This window comes from Vibrio sp. 1159 (assembly GCF_033340395.1).
In the GTDB taxonomy this organism is placed as follows: domain Bacteria; phylum Pseudomonadota; class Gammaproteobacteria; order Enterobacterales; family Vibrionaceae; genus Vibrio; species Vibrio alginolyticus.
The window spans coordinates 47,946-63,458 of record NZ_JAWOWL010000023.1; the positions used below are offsets into that span (position 1 = coordinate 47,946).

General features: G+C 45.9%; 18 protein-coding genes and 1 pseudogene. 2 read left to right on the plus strand and 17 right to left on the minus strand.

Features of this window, described 5'->3' with window-relative positions; all coding sequences use genetic code 11:
- On the minus strand, positions 1–1,206 hold the full coding sequence (punC, locus tag R7127_RS17285; protein WP_005378946.1) for a purine nucleoside transporter PunC: 1,206 nt from the start codon (positions 1,204–1,206) through the stop codon (positions 1–3).
- Between the two features lie 152 nt (positions 1,207–1,358).
- On the opposite strand from punC, the gene punR reads away from it, so the two are divergent.
- A complete protein-coding gene (gene punR / locus R7127_RS17290; RefSeq protein WP_005378948.1) occupies positions 1,359–2,261 on the plus strand; it encodes a DNA-binding transcriptional activator PunR in 903 nt (300 codons plus the stop codon).
- A gap of 54 nt (positions 2,262–2,315) precedes the next feature.
- Here punR and ilvA read toward each other — a convergent pair whose 3' ends face one another.
- From ilvA to ilvG, 5 genes are read right to left on the minus strand one after another with little or no spacing between them, the layout of a single operon-like run.
- Positions 2,316–3,863 carry a threonine ammonia-lyase, biosynthetic gene (ilvA, locus tag R7127_RS17295; protein ID WP_017635600.1) on the minus strand — a complete coding sequence of 516 codons (1,548 nt, stop codon included), beginning with the start codon at positions 3,861–3,863 and terminating at the stop codon, positions 2,316–2,318.
- Positions 3,864–3,865: 2 nt separating this feature from the next.
- Complete coding sequence (gene ilvD / locus R7127_RS17300; protein ID WP_005383859.1) at positions 3,866–5,707, minus strand: dihydroxy-acid dehydratase; 1,842 nt, start codon at positions 5,705–5,707, stop codon at positions 3,866–3,868.
- Positions 5,708–5,720: 13 nt separating this feature from the next.
- Complete coding sequence (gene ilvE, locus R7127_RS17305; protein WP_258669683.1) at positions 5,721–6,659, minus strand: branched-chain-amino-acid transaminase; 939 nt, start codon at positions 6,657–6,659, stop codon at positions 5,721–5,723.
- Positions 6,660–6,671: 12 nt separating this feature from the next.
- On the minus strand, positions 6,672–6,956 hold the full coding sequence (gene ilvM / locus R7127_RS17310; RefSeq protein ID WP_005378958.1) for an acetolactate synthase 2 small subunit: 285 nt from the start codon (positions 6,954–6,956) through the stop codon (positions 6,672–6,674).
- An 11-nt stretch (positions 6,957–6,967) separates the two neighbouring features.
- Entirely contained in the window at positions 6,968–8,614 is a 1,647-nt protein-coding gene (gene ilvG, locus R7127_RS17315; protein WP_005378960.1) for an acetolactate synthase 2 catalytic subunit, read from the minus strand.
- A gap of 465 nt (positions 8,615–9,079) precedes the next feature.
- On the opposite strand from ilvG, the pseudogene R7127_RS17320 reads away from it, so the two are divergent.
- Positions 9,080–9,286: pseudogene (locus tag R7127_RS17320) on the plus strand (magnesium chelatase domain-containing protein); the annotation flags it as partial.
- A 78-nt stretch (positions 9,287–9,364) separates the two neighbouring features.
- Here R7127_RS17320 and R7127_RS17325 read toward each other — a convergent pair.
- The 11 genes from R7127_RS17325 to R7127_RS17375 all read right to left on the minus strand — a co-directional run bounded on the left by R7127_RS17325 (position 9,365) and on the right by R7127_RS17375 (position 15,490).
- Complete coding sequence (locus R7127_RS17325; RefSeq protein WP_318148467.1) at positions 9,365–10,150, minus strand: hypothetical protein; 786 nt, start codon at positions 10,148–10,150, stop codon at positions 9,365–9,367.
- A 131-nt stretch (positions 10,151–10,281) separates the two neighbouring features.
- Positions 10,282–10,866, minus strand: coding sequence for a recombinase family protein (locus R7127_RS17330; protein ID WP_318148468.1), 585 nt, complete (start codon positions 10,864–10,866; stop codon positions 10,282–10,284).
- 97 nt (positions 10,867–10,963) lie between these two features.
- Positions 10,964–11,230 carry a hypothetical protein gene (locus R7127_RS17335; RefSeq protein WP_318148469.1) on the minus strand — a complete coding sequence of 89 codons (267 nt, stop codon included), beginning with the start codon at positions 11,228–11,230 and terminating at the stop codon, positions 10,964–10,966.
- Positions 11,199–11,522 carry a hypothetical protein gene (locus tag R7127_RS17340; protein ID WP_077672049.1) on the minus strand — a complete coding sequence of 108 codons (324 nt, stop codon included), beginning with the start codon at positions 11,520–11,522 and terminating at the stop codon, positions 11,199–11,201. The genes R7127_RS17335 and R7127_RS17340 overlap by 32 nt, the downstream gene beginning before the upstream one ends.
- Before the next feature lie 84 nt (positions 11,523–11,606).
- A complete protein-coding gene (locus R7127_RS17345; protein WP_318148470.1) occupies positions 11,607–12,122 on the minus strand; it encodes a hypothetical protein in 516 nt (171 codons plus the stop codon).
- Entirely contained in the window at positions 12,119–12,523 is a 405-nt protein-coding gene (locus tag R7127_RS17350; RefSeq protein ID WP_318148471.1) for a hypothetical protein, read from the minus strand. Before R7127_RS17350 ends, R7127_RS17345 begins: the two co-directional genes overlap by 4 nt.
- Positions 12,513–12,974, minus strand: coding sequence for a hypothetical protein (locus R7127_RS17355; protein WP_318148472.1), 462 nt, complete (start codon positions 12,972–12,974; stop codon positions 12,513–12,515). Before R7127_RS17355 ends, R7127_RS17350 begins: the two co-directional genes overlap by 11 nt.
- Positions 12,971–13,192 (minus strand): hypothetical protein, encoded by a 222-nt coding sequence (locus R7127_RS17360; protein WP_024699607.1) that lies wholly within the window; start codon positions 13,190–13,192, stop codon positions 12,971–12,973. The genes R7127_RS17355 and R7127_RS17360 overlap by 4 nt, the downstream gene beginning before the upstream one ends.
- Positions 13,189–13,389, minus strand: a complete 201-nt coding sequence (locus tag R7127_RS17365) for a hypothetical protein (protein ID WP_024699606.1) — start codon at positions 13,387–13,389, stop codon at positions 13,189–13,191. Before R7127_RS17365 ends, R7127_RS17360 begins: the two co-directional genes overlap by 4 nt.
- A 160-nt stretch (positions 13,390–13,549) precedes the next feature.
- Positions 13,550–14,314 (minus strand): hypothetical protein, encoded by a 765-nt coding sequence (locus R7127_RS17370; RefSeq protein WP_276446297.1) that lies wholly within the window; start codon positions 14,312–14,314, stop codon positions 13,550–13,552.
- A 270-nt stretch (positions 14,315–14,584) separates the two neighbouring features.
- Positions 14,585–15,490, minus strand: a complete 906-nt coding sequence (locus tag R7127_RS17375; RefSeq protein WP_258484760.1) for a hypothetical protein — start codon at positions 15,488–15,490, stop codon at positions 14,585–14,587.
- Positions 15,491–15,513 lie beyond the last annotated feature (23 nt).

The window sequence follows — 15,513 nt, forward strand, 5'->3', positions numbered from 1 at the left end:
TTAAAGTTCGTCTTCACTCACGACTCGGGCGTTGTCAGGAGTCGTAAAGTGCTTGGATAATTCGCGATTCGACAGAATGTATCCCATCCACAGCCCACCCATACAGATGATGATTGCGATGCCAGTAACCATCTGAGCTTGGCTTGCCATTGCGGCTACCAATGCACTTGAGAAGCTACTTACACAGATTTGCAGGCTGTTTTGCAGACCTGCTGCTGTTGCAGGGCTCTGTTGTGCGCTGGCCAGTGCACGGTTTACCACGATTGGGTACAGTGCGCCGTTAGCAACGGCAATCAAACAGAATGGCGCAAGAATAGGCCAAATCGATGACAGCTCCCACTGTGAAGCAATGAAAATCATTAATGCCGCGACACTAAATAGGCCAATCAGTTGGCGCAGAACCTTTTCATCACCAAATTTTCGAACGCCTACTTTACCTAAGTAGCCACCAGCCATAAACGCGATGGTTTGTGGGATAAAGCTCAAACCAATATCTTTTGCTTCGTAGCCCAGTTGCGCCATGATTTCTGGCATCCCAGTTAGGTAAGCAAAGAATGCAGCTGAAGCCGTCGCAAACATAAACACGTTGCCAAGGTATTTTTTAGAACTCAGCAGCGCTTTGATGTCGGCAGACATACTGGTTTGTTTGATTTCTGCTTTCTCGTCTTTTTGTGCCATGGTCGCAAAGACCAAAAAGACGCCAACTAGTGTTAGCGTAATAAAGATACTGTGCCAGCCGAAGTTATCTGCCAACACAACCCCTAATTGAGGTGCTAGTGCTGGTGATAGCGCGACGAGTGGCATGATTGTCGCAAAAATTTGTTGGCTACTGCTTGAGTAGCGTTTAATGACCATAGCCTGCCAGATCACGGCTGGTGCACACACACCGATAGCTTGGATAAAGCGCAGTGTGAGTAGTTGCCATACTTGATCACAGAAAGCCAAACCGAATGACGCGATAGTAAATAGCACCAACCCGGCTGCGAGTGTATTACGATGGCCAAATTTATCGGATGCCAATCCCCACATTAGCTGGCCAATCGCCATACCAACGAGGAATACCGTTAAAGAGAGCGCAATTTGCTCAGGGCCTGTTGCAAAGTCGATTTCCATCGCTTTGAATGCTGGCAGATACATATCGGTAGCAACGAAGCCAAGCATCGATAATGCTGCCAGATAAATGAGCTGTAGTTTTGAGATTTTCATGATTCAACCAGTCAAATTATTTAATCATTTTTTAATCAACATCAGTTGGCGCCAACCCTGATTTATTTACCTTATTATTCTATTTTTCGATTTTGAGAAAATAAAACGCTAAAATTGTTGGTTATCAATCAAATTTTTTGAAAGGTTAAATCATGTTCTCTAAAGCGTCTTTGGAAATGCTGGATACGGTTGCCCGTTTAGGCAGTTTCACCGCTGCGGCTGAGGTATTGCATAAAGTCCCCTCAGCCATCAGCTATGGAGTAAGGCAGGTCGAGCAAGATTTAGATGTGGTGCTGTTTCGACGTTTACCAAGGAAAGTCGAGCTAACTCCAGCGGGTGAACTTTTTATGGCCGAGGCGCGCTCTTTGCTGCGTCAAATGGAAGAGGTGAAAGCACAAACGCGGCGAGCGGCTCAAGGATGGAAAAGCACGTTAAAGCTGACCTTAGATAACGTGGTGAAGTTAGAAAAACTCAAACCTTTGGTGGAAGATTTCTATCGCGAGTTTGAATTTGCTGAATTGCAGATCAATATGGAGGTCTTCAATGGTTCTTGGGAAGCCATAGCACAAGGTCGAGCCGACATTGTCGTTGGCGCGACATCTGCGGTTCCCGTTGGGGGAGATTTTGAAGTCAAAGATATGGGCGTATTAGATTGGGCATTTGTAATGTCACCCGCTCATCCTTGCGTTCGACAACAAGTGCTTACTGAAGCGTTTGTGAGTCAATTTCCGGCGATCTGTCTTGATGATACTTCGAACGTGCTGCCAAAACGCCATACTGGCCATTATCCGCAACAGCGCCGATTATTATTGCCCAATTGGTATAGTGCGATTGAATGTTTAAAAAATGGGGTGGGCGTGGGTTACATGCCACGTCATATTGCAACACCCTTAATCAATGATGGTGTGCTGGTGGAGAAGGTCATGCCGGATGATAAACCGCTCAGTCACTGCTGCTTAGTATGGCGCAAAGATGATAATCATAAATTGATCCAGTGGATGGTGGACTATCTTGGGTCGCCTAATCAGCTACATAAAGATTGGTTACAGTCATAAAAAACACCTCGCATTAGCGAGGTGTTTTCATTGATATGTTTAAAATGTGGCGTTTTATGACAAGAAAAACTTATACGATGGGTTGTCTGTCTCGTCTTTGCATTGATAGCCAAGTTCACGTAAATGTGCAGAAAACTGAGCTAAATCGCTTTCATCTAACTCGAAACCACATAAAACACGTCCGTAGTCAGCGCCGTGGTTACGGTAGTTGAACAAGCTGATATTCCAATGAGTACCGAGTGTGCTTAAGAACTTGAGTAGCGCTCCCGGATATTCTGGGAATTCAAAGCTGTAGAGGCGCTCTTTAAGCGGCTTAGACGGCTTACCACCAATCATGTAGCGCACGTGCAGCTTCGCCATTTCATCATCAGACAAATCAACCACTGGGTAGCCACCATCACGTAAGTCGTGAATGATATGTTCTAGCTCTTCCTGACCGCCTTGCAAACGCACACCGACAAAGATATTTGCCAATGCGTCATCGTTGTAGCGGTAGTTAAACTCCGTTACGGCGCGGCCGCCAATGAGGTTACAGAACTCAAAGAAGGCACCTTGACGCTCAGGAATGGTGACGGCAAGCAAACCTTCACGTTTCTCACCAAGCTCGCAACGCTCAGAAACATAACGTAAGCCATGGAAGTTAGTGTTGGCACCAGACAGCACAGTACCTAAATTCTTACCTTGCAGTTTGTTTTGCTCAGCAAACTTCTTCAAACCCGCCAGAGCAAGCGCGCCAGAAGGCTCTGCAATCGCACGGGTGTCTTCAAAGATGTCTTTTACTGCTGCGCAGATTTCATCGCTAGAGACTGCAATATGGCCATCAATGTACTTTTGGCATAGACGAAACGTCTCTTCGCCAATGCGTTTTACTGCAACGCCATCGGCAAACATGCTGACCTGGTCTAATACTACTGGTTCACCTGCATCCAATGCCGCTTTGAGGCATGAAGAATCTTCTGGCTCGACCGCAATCACTTTGATTTCTGGCATGAGCTGCTTCACGAGTACCGCAACACCGGCAGCCAAACCGCCACCACCGACAGGGACGAAGATGTAATCAAGGTGACCATTTTGCTGCAGCATTTCCATGCCGATGGTGCCTTGACCTGCAATCACCAGTGGGTGATCGAAAGGAGGGACAAATGTGTACCCATGCAGATCAGAAAGGCGTTCCGCTTCCGCTTTTGCCTCATCAAAGTTGCTGCCGTGCAGCACTACATTGCCACCGAAGCCACGTACCGCATCGACTTTGATGTCTGGTGTGGTTTTAGGCATCACGATGGTGGTTTTGATGCCTAGCTTAGTACCAGAGAGCGCCATGCCTTGAGCGTGGTTACCTGCCGATGCTGCAATGACACCAGCGGCTTTTTGTGCTTCAGATAAACTCGCCACCATGTTGTATGCACCGCGCAATTTGAACGAGTGTACGGGTTGGCGATCTTCACGCTTGATCTGCACGTTATTCCCGATACGTGCAGATAAACGAGGCATTTCTTGCAGTGGCGTCACTGTTGCTACTTCATAAACAGGTGCGCGAAGGATTTGGCGCAGATAATCTGCGCCAGTTTGGTTCACTTGTTTTTCGGGTTGAGCTTCCATCATTGCTAGCCCTCTAGCTTCGACTTGTCTCGTACTGCACCCTTGTCAGCACTGGTTGCCATACTCGCGTACGCTTTGAGTGCAAATGAAACTTCACGTTGGCGGTCAACTGGTTTCCAGCCTAGTTCGTCTTGTTTTGCACGGCGCTCAGCAAGTTCTTGTTCAGACACTTGGAGTGAAATTGAACGGTTTGGAATATCAATTGCGATCATATCGCCTTCTTTTACCAGGCCAATTGCACCGCCGTTTGCTGCTTCAGGAGAGGCGTGGCCGATAGAAAGACCTGATGTGCCGCCAGAGAAACGGCCGTCAGTCAGAAGTGCACACTCTTTGCCAAGGCCCATCGATTTTAGATAAGTGGTTGGGTAAAGCATTTCTTGCATGCCCGGACCACCTTTAGGGCCTTCGTAACGGATAACAACCACGTCGCCAGCTTTTACTTTGCCGCCTAAGATGCCTTCTACGGCGTCTTCTTGGCTTTCGAAAACTACGGCTGGGCCAGTGAATTTATGAATGCTCTCATCCACACCAGCAGTCTTAACGATACAACCATCTAATGCGATGTTGCCTGATAGAACGGCTAGGCCACCTTCTTGGCTAAAGGCATGATCGATAGTACGAATACAGCCTTCCGCACGGTCGTCATCAAGGCGATCCCAGCGGCAATCTTGTGAGAACGCTTGAGTAGTACGAATTCCCGCAGGACCTGCGCGGTAGAACTTAAGTACTTCTTCGTCTTCAGTTTGGATGATGTCGTATTTCGCCAGCTGCTCTTTCATCGAAAGGCCAAGCACGGTGCGCGCATCATTGTGTAGAAGACCTGCACGATCTAACTCACCAAGAATTGCCATGACGCCACCAGCGCGGTGTACGTCTTCCATGTGATATTTCTGGGTAGATGGTGCCACTTTACATAGGTGTGGTACTTGGCGTGATAGGCGATCGATATCTTCCATATCGAAATCCACTTCACCTTCTTGCGCTGCAGCCAACAGGTGCAAAATGGTGTTGGTTGAGCCACCCATTGCAATATCCAGTGCCATCGCATTTTCGAACGCATCAAACGTAGCGATGTTGCGTGGCAGTGCTGATTCGTCATCTTGCTCGTAGTAACGACGAGTCAGTTCAACGATACGACGACCTGCATTAAGGAACAGTTGTTCACGGTCAGCGTGCGTTGCCAGCATAGAACCGTTACCTGGTTGAGAAAGACCCAGTGCTTCCGTTAGACAGTTCATTGAGTTTGCAGTGAACATGCCTGAACACGATCCACACGTTGGACATGCGCTGCGTTCGATCTGCTCGCTTTGCTCATCAGACACTTTTGGATCCGCGCCTTGGATCATCGCATCTACAAGGTCTAGTTTGATGATCTGATCAGAAAGCTTGGTTTTACCCGCTTCCATTGGACCACCAGAAACAAAGATAACCGGGATGTTGAGACGCATAGATGCCATCAACATTCCCGGAGTGATTTTGTCACAGTTAGAGATACATACCATGGCATCGGCACAGTGCGCGTTGACCATGTACTCCACAGAGTCTGCGATCAGTTCGCGTGAAGGCAGTGAGTACAGCATGCCGCCGTGACCCATTGCGATACCATCATCAACCGCGATGGTGTTGAATTCTTTTGCGATGCCGCCGGCTTTTTCGATTTCACGCGCTACAAGCTGGCCCATGTCTTTCAGGTGTACGTGACCCGGAACAAATTGAGTAAACGAGTTTACAACGGCGATGATTGGTTTACCGAAGTCTTCTTCTTTCACACCCGTTGCACGCCACAGTGCTCGTGCACCCGCCATGTTACGACCATGTGTGGTGGTAGCTGATCTATATTTTGGCATTTCCTAATCCTTCTTACTTCTGTTCTGGGTACACATAGTCTAACCAGCCCCACTTATCTTCCGTGGTGCCGTCAAATAGGCCAAAGTAGGCTGCTTGTAGTTCTTTAGTGGTTGGGCCGCGTTTACCTGTACCTACTTCAATTTTGTCGATGGTTGCCACTGGTACAATCTCAGCCGCAGTACCTGTCATGAAGACTTCATCGGCAAGGTAAAGGGCTTCACGAGCAATGTTCGCCTCACGTACTTTGTAGCCTTTATCGCGTGCAATTGTCATGATCGAGTCACGAGTGATGCCCGGTAGAATCGCGCTAGTTGCTGGTGGTGTAGTGATTACGCCATCTTTGATAACGAAGATGTTTTCACCAGCCCCTTCCGATAGGTAACCATCTACGCTTAGCGCAATACCTTCGTCGTAACCGTGACGACGCGCTTCACCACCAACCAGTAGTGAAGATAGGTAGTTACCGCCTGCTTTAGCCGCAGTTGGGATGGTGTTTGGCGCAGCGCGATTCCAGCTTGAAATCATCGCATCGACACCTTTTTCTAGCGCTTCTTCGCCTAAGTAAGAGCCCCAAGGAAATGCTGCAATGATTAGATCCATCTCAGTGCCAACTGGTGGACATACGCCTAAGCCAACATTCCCGACAAAACCCAATGGACGAATGTAAGCGCTGTCGAGTTTGTTTTGGCGCAGTGTTTCGCGGGTCGCTTCCATGATTTCTTCTACAGAGAAAGGGATCGGAAAGCGGTAAATCTTGGCAGAATCTTTTAGACGTTGTGCATGCTCACGGTGACGGAAGACAATTGGGCCTTTTGGTGTGTTGTAACAGCGCACACCTTCAAACACGGATGTACCATAGTGCATTGCGTGAGTCAGAACGTGAACGTTCGCCTCTGCCCATGGAACCATCTCACCATTAAACCAAATGAAATCTGCAGTTTTCGTTGCCATTTGTTGCCTTCCTTATGCACTTACGTGTTGTTGTAAGTTGTGATTTGGCAGTTCATCGTTGCGGATTTTTAGCACCTCAACCTTACGAACGTCCCACAACTTCTCTATTTGATTGATCAAAAACGAGATTGGTCGATCGCTGTCGACGATGATCTCGACGCTGGCTACTTTGCTTTCGTGGTTTTGCGTAGCAGCGACTTGTTTGATCACGAAACCTCGGTGACGAATCACACGTAGAACGCGCTCCAACAGTACCGGTTTGTCATCGGCTTTGATGTCGAGTAAATATCTGTCCATGCGATTGTCTCCTATGTATTTTCCAACATATCACTGTTTGATGCGCCAGGTGGCACCAATGGCCACACGTTTTCTTCTTCATCAATCAAAACGTGAAGCATGTAAGAAGTTTCACTCGCTAGCATCTCTTTGAGAGCAGGTTCGACTTCTTCTTTCTTGGTGATGGTTTTGCCCGGGATATCGAATGCTTTTGCTAACATCACGAAATCTGGGTTGTCATCAAGAATGGTTTCACTGTGGCGACCGTCAAAGAACAATGACTGCCATTGGCGAACCATGCCAAGACGTTGGTTATTAAGAAGGACAATCTTCACTGGAATCTGCCGACGCTTCAGCGTGCCCAATTCCTGAACGTTCATCATAAATGAACCGTCACCTGTAATAAGGATAGACTGATCATCAGGACGTGCGACTGCAGCGCCCATCGCTGCTGGCAAGCCAAAGCCCATGGTGCCAAGGCCAGCAGAAGTGATAAAATTTTGTGGTTCGCGTGGCTGGATATGTTGCGCTGCCCACATCTGATGCTGACCGACGTCGGTCGAGACAATTGAGCTATCTGGCATCATGTCAGACAGTTGTTTAAGCAATAGCGGTGCGTAGATTAACTCGCCTGGGTGGTCGTAACGCCACTTAAAGCCGCTGCGCAGACTTTCACTGTGATGAACCCACGGTGAGATATCTTGAGTCAGCTCTAGCTGAGGAAGAATGGTGTTGATGTCGCCACGTAATGGTGCGTTGGCGTGGCGCAGTTTATGAATCTCCGCAGCATCAATGTCGATGTGAATCACTTTCGCATTTGGTGCAAACGTATCGAGCTTACCCGTCACACGGTCATCAAAACGCGCGCCAACCACGATCAATAGATCGGCTTCTTGAACCACTAGGTTGGCGGCTTTGGTGCCATGCATACCCAACATACCAAGATAGTGAGGATCATGGCGTTCAATGGTACCGAGGCCTTTTAATGTGCTAACTGCAGGCATTGGGTTTAAGCGAAGAAATTCGCGTACTGCATCGGTTGCTTTCGCAAGTTGCACGCCACCACCAACATACAACACTGGGCGAGTAGATGCTGCCAGCACATCTTGCGCACGTTTGATATCTTCAGCGCTGACATCTTCGATTGCTGGTGCTATGTATGGAGGAAGAAGGTCTGTAGGTGCTTGAGCGAGTTGAACGTCTTTGGCGATATCGACAATGACAGGACCCGGACGACCGGTTTTTGCGACCTCAAAGGCTTCGGCAAGTGTCGGAGCTAGATCTTCAATTTCGGTCACGAGATAGCTGTGCTTAGTACAGGCTAGGGACATTCCGATCACATCCATTTCTTGGAATGCATCGGTACCGATATGAGAGCTAGCAACCTGGCCTGTGATGGCAACTAGAGGTACGGAGTCAAGGAAAGCGTCGGCAAGGCCGGTAACAAGGTTAGTGGCTCCTGGGCCAGAAGTTGCCATGCACACAGCAACGTCTTGAGTGGAACGAGCCATCCCGATAGCTGCCATAGCGGCCCCTTGCTCGTGACGGCATAGGATGTGTTCCACCCCACCGTCATACAAAGCATCATAGATTGGCATGATGGCCCCGCCGGGGTAGCCAAAAACGGTTTCGATGCCTTGCTGTCTTAAAGCGGCTACGACAAGTTGTGCACCAGTCATCGTAAACCTCCTTTGCTACGTTGTGGCTCGTAGCGATTGCCATATTTATTGCACTTCATGTGCACTCCCATTCTTCCCGTTAAACTGTCCGAGGGTTAGACAGATGACAACTTGTAGTTGTAAAAAAACCCCCGGACTTTTCAGTGCGGGGGTTTTTTGTAATTTGTGGTTACCTTTCGCCCACAATACCCCGCGCGGTGCCAATAATGACCACGATAATCAGGGCTAGCAGTGCGTTGATATGAGCGAAAAGGTTCATCTGTCTGTCGTTCTTTTTTCGTTAAAAAATGTTGTGTAATGTTCTACGAAATTGTTTGCGTCATTAGTGGTATCACACAATTCCGCTGCATGACAAGCAAAAAGTCATTCTTTTTTCACATTAACTCTCAATTGGGACGCGGTATATAACATAACCAACCAGATAAAACATTTGTTTACAGAGTGTTCAAAAAAATTGAGGAACGTATGGGGCTGGCAATCATTCATAGTCGAGCAAGCGTCGGGGTGCAAGCGCCATCGGTTAGTGTAGAAGTTCATATCAGCAACGGCATGCCAGGGTTTACCTTAGTAGGCTTGCCAGAGACAACGGTAAAAGAGTCCAAAGATCGCGTACGCAGTGCGATCATTAATTCTAACTTTCAATTTCCTGCTAAGCGGATCACAATTAACTTATTAAAGTAGACAACTCAATATCAATAAATAAAATAAGAAAGGGAGGCTATGCCTCCCTTTCTACATAAAACATTATGTTTATTGAGCGTTCATTCGATTCTCAATTTCAGCAACTTTGTTGATAGCTTTGCTAAGTTTTGCTAGACGAGCATCATTCCAAACAAAAGTTGATTCTTTACCAGATGGCGCAGACGCTCTAATTGCACCATTTGCGATTTTGTCTTTAATCTCTTTAGATTGAAGATGTTCGTCCAGAGGAATAACATTTTTATCTGCTAATTTCATAAGCATACCCCTTTCCATTAATAACTTCTGTATTGAAGTGTAGTCGAAATTTTCATCATTCGTATTGTGCGTGTTAGTCGCAAAATTAATATATTTCACGTCACCGCCAGTGCATGGATCGTTGGCTGATGCTGTAGTAATTGATTGATTATAGCATCTATTATCAAACCAACATTGCGATGCAAACTGTTGCCCTGAGCCTGAAAATACTGCTAAGTATCGCTTTGCATTGTCCTCTTCAAACTCGTCCGCTATTGCTAGTTTCGGCCCTGCATCAAAGAGAATTTCTCTGTCTTCTTTTGATACTATCATGACAGAGATTTTTCGAATCTCATCAAGTGCAACTTGCGGCATATTGTCGATGTTTAATACATCACATGCCCACCACTTTTTCCATTCTGCGATTAGTTCGCCGTCACCCGCTAAAACTAGCACTGCACCTAGTCTGTCCACTAGCTTATTGAATCCAGTATTATCAACAAAAAATAAGTATTGCCCATCATACAGATTTACGTAAGCAGACCATCGAGAGTCCGACGCTACAAGTGACGCGCCAACGTCATATACCGTTGTTGTCATTATTATTCTTACTCTTAACTGACCGCGCATTATACCGATTAAAATTCAACCGTCATTAAATATCGCAGCGATAATTAAATATTTTGAACCAATATAGTAACAATTTGATTGCATATTTTCCATGCAATCACTCACAATACTTGGATGCGGTATATTGTTGTTCTACTTGTGCAGTATTCTCGTGCCAGTGCTGAAATGGAAGACCCATCCGAAAGCTTTTGCTTTATCTCTTTACGCTGAGCCTCACTAATCGCTGATTTTCTCCCTCCTTTGTTTCCCGTACGTTCTCTGCCAGATTGAAGACGATCTACAATTATTGAGTGCTCAAGCTCAGCAAACACACCAAGTAATTGAGTCATAGCTCTCTGCATAGCGTTGTCGCTCGCTGTATCAACCTGCCCATCAAGCGTCTTTACCTGCACACCTTGCTCTTGTAATTGCTGAATTGTCGCTAAAATCGTATTCAAGCTGCGCCCCATGCGATCAAGCTTCGTAAGAACTACAGTGTCTCCCTCTCGAACATAATGCAGCAGCTCTGCCAGTTTATTTTTGTTGTCGTCTGATTTACCGCTTTGTTTGCCGTAAAATACTTTCTGACAACCAGCTGTTGTTAGTGCTTCCAGTTGTGCTGATAAATCTTGATCTGCTGTACTTACCCTTGCATACCCAATTAGAGCCATGTTCCCACCTGTACGAATCTTTGTAGTTTCGTACATCTTAGGCTCCACCGTACGAATGCCTCAACCTATACCTTTCGTACATGTGCGTATTGCCAGACAAACAACCGTACACCAGACGTAAAATAGAGAGCACTTAGCTCTCTTCAATTTGCCGTGTCAGCTCACGAATTTTTTGTTGCCGTTCTGCCTGAGTACGAAGCAACTCTTTGTTAGATTCTGCGCGCTGTTGTTCCACCTGTTCCACACGTTCTCGAATCTCATCCAATTCGCTACCATCAGTTTTACGTTGTCGCTGCTGTTCATCAAGCGAACCTACCATACGAAGTAAATCAAGTTGCGTTCCCTCCCAGCATTGACACTCCGCATCATCAGTTAACTCTACTTTGACTGCCTTGAGCATTGCCGTTCTCCATGATGGCCTCAATCTCAGCGCGACTTAAATGCTTCAAGTACGACACTGAAACCATGTTCTCTTCATCGATTTTCTGCTTGCTGAGACGCTCCTGTGATTTCAAGTGACTTTGAATCGCTAGTAGTAGTACCTGCCTCTGAACTACCGCTCCGAACTCGCCAGCCAGTGACTTACGCATAAGATCATCGCCATCCAGAGTATCAATATCAAATGTTTTAGCCTTACCACGTTTGCTCTTACTGCCAGCAGTTGACGCTGTTTCTGAATTAAATTTAGCCATATTTCCCCGTTATTTTATCGTTATTATTCTTCACAAAAGACATGTTCGCGCTCAAATACCAGTGCTCCCATGCCTTAACTGTGCTTACTCGACCGCTCGTAGCGCTTTTGCTTTCGCTAAGACAGATACGATCAAGTCAATGTCACCAGTGATTTTTGCTTCGCGTAGTTCACGTACTAAGTCTAAATTTGCCTCAATCGACCCTTCATCACGAAAGAGCACTACCAGCAGTTTTGCCGTTGATACCGAATGCACCACGTTTAACATCTCGTCGATCACGTCGTCTTCGAACTCTTCCCCAAGCTGAATTAGTGTGTCTACCGCCTGAAACCCTGCTACCTGAGCCACCTGATCAGCCGTAAACCCTGTCTGTAGATCTGCAATCTCGAAAGCCAGTTTATTGATGCGTTGAGCATTGTATTCCCGCGCCTTAGCTATCATGATGCGTTGCTCAAAATCCAACCTGTTGTTTTCGCTTTCTCTATCGAGTAGCCATTTCTTCAGCTCACCGCGAGCCTCTGCCATTGCAGAGCTTAAAAATTTACTGTTAGCGATCTCTTCGTCGATCACCGATACATGTTCTGCGAATGAAAGCATCATCTTTCTCCCAAAAAGTCTTTTATCGTATATTTTTTATTCTGTATTGATGCGCCTTTGCCAGAGCGCTTTACTGTAACAGTCCGAATCAGCCCATTCTTCAGCTCGTGATTTAGCTGTTGAAATGTCTGACCTTTCAGAAGCCAGTCCACATCAGCCTTGATGTCCTGCTCACCGTCAACGATTAGCCTTCCTTTAACTGAAATTAGCTTGTGCAGAGCCTCAATATCACCGTCCAGATAAGCTGTGAACCTACTGCGAATTTCCGCCATTTCGTCAACGTTGAGTAGCTTTGCTGTATGCCCCTGAGCTTCAATATCTGCCAGTTGTTTTATGACCCTTGTTGCAAATACGCTTTTGTCAGTGAGTGCCGCCAGAGCGCTGTATAATTCTTTAAACATCATTTTTTACCCTGATTTTGTCTGTCCCTGTCAAAGCCAACTTATACAGCACCCCAGAAACCTGCTCTAAATCCTTAACGCCCAGCCCTGATCGATATTGCTCTATGAAGTCTTTTAGATCCGATACTGTCATGTCTGCATCAATCGACTTTTCCACTTTGAACAACGCCATGCCGTCTACATAAACCAGCTTCGCTTGTTCTCGATTAAAATTGGCTAGCGCCAGATTCTGCTCAGAAGTTCTTGCTGCCAGAGCTTTGTCATACGCTGAGCAAAGCTCGTTAACTTCGAACTCTCTTAACCATTTCCCAAGAGCATTTGTTTTAGCGTGTTCCAGTGCTGCGTAATGTTTATGTTCCTGCTGAACCTCAATCGAATGCAAAACGTCCACCAGCAACCAGTGACCATCTACATTCCGCATACAGTGCGCCAGATGAACTTCGTTTACGATCATGCGAAAAACCTCGTCAAGTCATTGTTCAGCAGATGATCTGCTACCAGTTTGTGAACGTTTTTGCGTTGCTCTACTTTTACGATGTATTCCAGACGTGACTTCATATCCCGAATCTGTGCTTCACAGTCTTCTGCCAGCTCGTCTCGCATGATTACGTTGCCATTGATATGCAATTCAAGCCACGTACTATCAGCTACTCGATTAATGTAAAAATTCATGCCAGCCCCCATGCATCTTTGATCGTGTTGAGATATGCAAGCTGAAGCTCTTTTCCATGCTCACCATCCAAGATCTGACGCAACCAAGCCAGATCAGCCATTCTCAATTGTCGCTGCTTCTCTTGCGCTGAAAGCCGTTTCGATTTTTTGCCGCCAAGCGCTCCATAATGCGCAGCGTTTTCACGTGTAAATCCCATTCATAACCCTTTTGTTTTTAATATGTATTACGTGATTATTTATGCTTTAATTTTGCGTGATTAACCTGACTGAGCGAGTTCCAAGCAAAAAAAAGCAACTTCATTACGAAGTTGCTTTCATTAAGGAATCGAGTATCGCGAGCGACGCACTCGCATATATTTAGTGCTGAACAGCATACTCTGCATCTACAGTCTCAAGCACTTTTCTCAGTGCTAAGTCTGAATGTTCAATGTAATTTTGAGCAAGATCTGAGCGCGTATCGCACTCTAGTTCAATATCATCGAGCAAAAAGTCATCAGTTTCGCCGATCGTTGAAGCGTCATAGACTGAGTGATCGCAGCGTAACTGCTTACCTGATTTAACATCAACTTCAGTCACTGAGAACTGAAAGTCATATTCAGTTTTGCCGATCCTCGCGAATAAGTGCAGTGACTTATCTTCATTTTCGATAATCAAGAATGCTGCATTTTGCATAAATCTGCGCGTTTTCTTATGCTTGAGCGCACCCGTGTAATAATTCGGCTGCTTACGCTGTGTCTTACGTTCTTGCAATAAGCTCTTGAAGTATATCTGTGTATCTTTTAGCCACTGATATTGAGATTCGCGCTCATAGACAGATAGCTTTTGATTGCGATCTATTGCGTCTCTGAGTCTGGATAACGACTTAGAGTTTTTGTGAAAATTGCTGATGCACGCTAGCTTCGTGTCAATACCGCCGTACATATCACGGCCTTTTACGACATGAAAGCTATCGTCATGAGCAAAGTTGACATCTGATGCAAACACGCCGAATTTTAGCACGTCGCGTTCGTTGACATTTTTGATGATACTGTGTGAGATTACGTTGAAATCGCTTGCTCTTAGCGATGATGTATCTGGAATCGTGTAGTTAGCGTAGTTTAGTTCAATTGTTTTTGTTAGCATTTTGCGCTCCTCATTTGCGTGTAAAGTTATGATAAGCGCCAACTAGTGCATCTTAAACAATATATTTTCAATCATCTAACCATCGAAATATCTAACCCACTAAAGTACTAACGTTCTAAAGTACTAAGCCTCTAAGATTGCGCATTTTTTTGCAAAAATGCTCACCTTGAAAGCGCTTTTCCTGCCTTGCTTCGCAAACCATGATCCCATTTGACTTGTATAAAGAAAAAATGCAACCAAGATTATAATCCTGATTGCATATGTGAATTACTACTTGTTAGTGACAGCATCAACCCCATTACGAAGAGCTGCGCATTGATCTGAGAACGTTAAGAAGTCATTTTGCCAATGATACCGAGCCTTGTTCAAACCGCCTTGATAAGCTTTCTCATATGCTGCTTTGTCCCAGTAATGTTTGCCATCTACCTTCGACTTAATGTCATTTTTCGCGTATGACTCAGCAGAGCTGATAACCTGTTTTGCTTTCTTGTCACCTGGTAAGAAGTACACACCTTTTTCCATGCATACCTTTAGCGTTGCGATACCTTCCGCAGTATCAGCCAGCTCATTAATGTGCCAGCTCTTGTTTACCTTTTGCTCATGCTCCGCTTTTGCTTTACCTGATGCTGCTAAATATCGTTTTTCAAACTCTGCATCCTTCTGCGCTTTTAGTTCTGGCAGCACTGTTTGAGCAAAGCCAGCAGTCTGCTTACCTTCTCTCACGTCTACAGATGCCTTGCAGTTAGATACGTCGTATTCGTCGCTGGCCACATAACCTTGTAGTGCAACATAGTTCCGTTCGTACCCAGAGCCACCTGACTTGTTACGAATCGTATTCGCTTGCGTGATCGTTAGAGTGCCACGCTTACCTTCCCATGATGAAGAAGAGCTCCATCCGCAAGAACCAATAACCTCAGATAGCGGCAGATCAAATGTTAGCTGCTGAGTAAGCCTAAACTGTCCATTATCTTTGTAAAAAGTATACCGTTCCTCGTTTGCTGTTGAGATATACACGTAATTTGAGTAAGGCAGTAAGTTGCTTTCGGCTGTGCGAGTGATACCACCTGAATACTGACCGCCACCTGTAGATTGACACGCAGTAACCAGAAGTACCGATGCTGTAATTCCAGATAAGCGTAGCAGCTTCTTACCGTTATCAGATTTTGAAATTGTCATTATTTTCCCTTGATACAAAAAAC

Coding starts and splice junctions, on each gene's coding strand:
- R7127_RS17370 (WP_276446297.1), bottom strand. CDS start 14,314: ATGCTAACAAAAACAATTGAACTAAACTACGCTAACTACACGATTCCA.
- R7127_RS17340 (WP_077672049.1), bottom strand. CDS start 11,522: ATGGCTAAATTTAATTCAGAAACAGCGTCAACTGCTGGCAGTAAGAGC.
- ilvA (WP_017635600.1), bottom strand. CDS start 3,863: ATGATGGAAGCTCAACCCGAAAAACAAGTGAACCAAACTGGCGCAGAT.
- R7127_RS17375 (WP_258484760.1), bottom strand. CDS start 15,490: ATGACAATTTCAAAATCTGATAACGGTAAGAAGCTGCTACGCTTATCT.
- R7127_RS17330 (WP_318148468.1), bottom strand. CDS start 10,866: ATGTACGAAACTACAAAGATTCGTACAGGTGGGAACATGGCTCTAATT.
- punC (WP_005378946.1), bottom strand. CDS start 1,206: ATGAAAATCTCAAAACTACAGCTCATTTATCTGGCAGCATTATCGATG.
- R7127_RS17360 (WP_024699607.1), bottom strand. CDS start 13,192: ATGAATTTTTACATTAATCGAGTAGCTGATAGTACGTGGCTTGAATTG.
- punR (WP_005378948.1), top strand. CDS start 1,359: ATGTTCTCTAAAGCGTCTTTGGAAATGCTGGATACGGTTGCCCGTTTA.
- R7127_RS17365 (WP_024699606.1), bottom strand. CDS start 13,389: ATGGGATTTACACGTGAAAACGCTGCGCATTATGGAGCGCTTGGCGGC.
- R7127_RS17350 (WP_318148471.1), bottom strand. CDS start 12,523: ATGATGTTTAAAGAATTATACAGCGCTCTGGCGGCACTCACTGACAAA.
- R7127_RS17345 (WP_318148470.1), bottom strand. CDS start 12,122: ATGATGCTTTCATTCGCAGAACATGTATCGGTGATCGACGAAGAGATC.
- ilvD (WP_005383859.1), bottom strand. CDS start 5,707: ATGCCAAAATATAGATCAGCTACCACCACACATGGTCGTAACATGGCG.
- R7127_RS17335 (WP_318148469.1), bottom strand. CDS start 11,230: ATGCTCAAGGCAGTCAAAGTAGAGTTAACTGATGATGCGGAGTGTCAA.
- ilvE (WP_258669683.1), bottom strand. CDS start 6,659: ATGGCAACGAAAACTGCAGATTTCATTTGGTTTAATGGTGAGATGGTT.
- R7127_RS17325 (WP_318148467.1), bottom strand. CDS start 10,150: ATGACAACAACGGTATATGACGTTGGCGCGTCACTTGTAGCGTCGGAC.
- ilvG (WP_005378960.1), bottom strand. CDS start 8,614: ATGACTGGTGCACAACTTGTCGTAGCCGCTTTAAGACAGCAAGGCATC.
- R7127_RS17355 (WP_318148472.1), bottom strand. CDS start 12,974: ATGATCGTAAACGAAGTTCATCTGGCGCACTGTATGCGGAATGTAGAT.
- ilvM (WP_005378958.1), bottom strand. CDS start 6,956: ATGGACAGATATTTACTCGACATCAAAGCCGATGACAAACCGGTACTG.